Consider the following 2,696-nt stretch of genomic DNA (forward strand, 5'->3'; position numbering starts at 1 on the left):
CCCGACCATGGCGGACAAGGTCGCCTGGTTCTGCCAGGTCAGGGCTTCCAGTTCCAGCGGGTCGAGAGTGACCCACTGGCCGGACTTGGGAGAGTCGACCAGCAGGCGAAGGCCGTTTCGGGTCCGCACGCACACGACGCGGATCTCGGCGAATTCGTTGGCCAAGGTGATCGGTTCGCCGACGGCCTGTTCGAGAAGCCGCCTGCGCCGGGCGTCGGGCGTGTCCGCGGTACCGGATTCCCCGGCCTGGTTCTCCGGTTCCCGGCTCACAGGAAGATCGCCAGGTTCTGTGTGCGGATCACCGACTCGTCGGCCGCGATGAGGCGGCGTGCCAGCTTCCATTGGCCGTCGACATTGCGCAGCAGGTCCTCGCGGCCCGCGGACACGAGGGCGGACTCCGCCACGTCGCCGCGGCTGCGGTACAGCAGCACAGCGGACTCGACGACGAGTTCGTCGTCCCGATCGGTGGCGAACGTGCGCGCGTTGGTCACGAAGTGCCTCAGACGTGAGGGCGGGTCCTCGGTCCACGCATGCTCGGTGGAGAACCGGGCGACGCGCTGGCGCAGGGAGTACTTGTTCTCGTCGAAGTGCGCCATCCCGGGAGCGGTGTCGTACCCGGCGCCCAGGGCGGTGGTGACCTTTACGGGCATGAAGTAGTGGATGTCGTCCGTGAGCAGGTCCAGCCACTCGGAGTAGTCCTGCTCGTCGAGGATGTACGCCTCGTCGACAAGCCATCTGTGGGCGGCGAGGTGCCGCGGGTCGTCGTAGGCGAGTGAGGCGCCCACGCGGGTCGTGGTGGAGGCGTGCGCCCCCAGGGGGGACAGGCGTGAGTCGACCCGGATGTGGTTGGGGTTCATCGGTCCACCTCCGTGGGTTCGCAGTCCTTGCCGTCGGCGGCGGCGCGTGGGGAGTCAGGCGTGCCGACCTCGATCGGCCTCTGGGCGGATGCGGGCTGCTCCAGATGGTCGGCCCACTCCGCGAGGAGGAACCGCTGGTTGTACTCGCCGTAGCCGAGCCGGGCCTCGCCGGGCCCGGCGAACTGATCTGGTGTCAGGACGGGGGCCACCGGACTGTCGTCGGACAGCAGTCCCATCCGGTTGTTGAGAAGGAGCCGACGGGCCATCGACCCGGCGGCGGTGGTGGTGAGGGAGACCCAGTTCTCCACGTCGTCCTGCTCGAACATGCCCGAGCTGCCGAAGCACATGAGGTACGCCTTGTACGACAGCGCCTTGAACTCCTCGGGCGCGTCCTTGTCGACCGCGAACCAGGACAGCACCTCGGTCTCGTCCTCACTGATCGGCTGCCATTGGCGAATCGAGATGAACGGGAGGACGTCTTCGGAGTCCTCGACCCTGGGCCAGTTGTGCACGAAACTGAGGTTGGGGAAGATCGAGGCCGCGGACACCATGAAGCCGTTGTCGCCGATGAGCGCCAGCTGTTCCGGCGACCAGGTGGCCTTCATCCTCTCGATCATGGCATCCGGGTAGCCGACGTACCGCAACCGCTCCTCCAGCGTGCCGGGGGGCAGCTTGTACGTCGTGCCTCCGCCGCGGCCGGCCCAGTAGGTGCATCCGTCCTTCCGCTTCTCCGCCTTGGGCTCGCGGAAGAGACCTATCTCCACCACGCTCGTGTGGGTCTGCGGGGTGTGGTACATGTCACCGGCGAAGTTCTCCGCCCCGATCTTCCAGTTGGCCTTGACCCGCCATCGCTGCGGGCCGCGGAGCTCGATGCCGCCGGCCGACTGCCTGGTGTAGTAGTCCAGGTAGAAGGCGAAGTCGCCGAGGTATTCGATGAGCGGCGGGGCGTCGGGGTCGAGGCTGACGAAGATGAGCCCGTTGTACGTGTCGAGCGCGGGGGCGGGCAGCAGGGCCTGGCCCTTGCGGCGGAAGCCCTCCTCTCCGCCGTACGCCTCCTGGTGGAAGGGCAGACCGGCGATCCGGCCGTCGTTGCGATAGGACCAGCCGTGGTAGGGGCAGCGGAAATGCGTCGCGTTTCCCATCTCCGCCCGGCACACCTGCATGCCGCGGTGCAGGCACATGTTGAACATCGCCCGGATACCGCCGTCGTTGCCCCTCGCGATGATGAAGGAGTCCTCCAGCACGCGCCGTACGACGTAGTCGCCCGGCTCGGGGACTTCGGACTCGTGGCCCACGAACATCCACGCCCGGCTGAACAGCCGTTGTTTCTCCAGGCCGAAGATCTCGCGGTCGTTGTAGATGAAAGCAGGGGTCATTCCTCGACGGACGTCGTCGAGGACGGTTCCGTGATCATGCATGAGTGCTGGGCCTCGGTTCAGTAGTTCCGCTTCTAGCATTCTGTCTACCAGAGACATTTTCTACAAGATAGAGTCTATGGGCAACCCTTCCGGCCGGGTCGTCCCGTCGCCCGCCTCGCCGCACCGCCCCCGCGGCAGGTCCCGCGACGACGAACGGGGACGCAGAACTCCCGTCATGAGACGGCCCGCCGTCCACGCCGAACCCGCTTCTTCGGAAGGGCACGAACGCCTCGGCGCACCCCGGGCCCCTGCCCGACCGACCACGGGCGCTGGTTCCGCGCATGGCCGCCATCGCCTGGCAGGGCGATATGATTCCGCCGCCGCCTTGGCGCGTTGCTCCGTGTACCGTGAGCGCCGCCCTCCCGTGCGCGGGGCCGGTGGCAGGCTCGACGGAACGGGTGCGGCCCGCGGGCCGCACGGG

At 67.7% G+C, this 2,696-nt stretch carries 3 protein-coding genes; all 3 read right to left on the reverse strand.

The window, feature by feature from the left end; translation table 11 throughout:
• Nucleotides 1–270 (reverse strand): hypothetical protein (locus ACWF94_RS33115; protein ID WP_453497067.1); only part of this gene is annotated, 270 nt, incomplete at its 3' end.
• A complete protein-coding gene (locus ACWF94_RS33120) occupies nucleotides 267–857 on the reverse strand; it encodes a 3-phenylpropionate/cinnamic acid dioxygenase subunit beta (protein WP_453497070.1) in 591 nt (196 codons plus the stop codon). The genes ACWF94_RS33115 and ACWF94_RS33120, both read right to left, overlap by 4 nt.
• On the reverse strand, nucleotides 854–2,233 hold the full coding sequence (locus ACWF94_RS33125) for a Rieske 2Fe-2S domain-containing protein (protein ID WP_453497073.1): 1,380 nt from the start codon (nucleotides 2,231–2,233) through the stop codon (nucleotides 854–856). The genes ACWF94_RS33120 and ACWF94_RS33125 overlap by 4 nt, the downstream gene beginning before the upstream one ends.
• Nucleotides 2,234–2,696 lie beyond the last annotated feature (463 nt).

This window comes from Streptomyces sp. NPDC055078 (genome assembly GCF_053607985.1).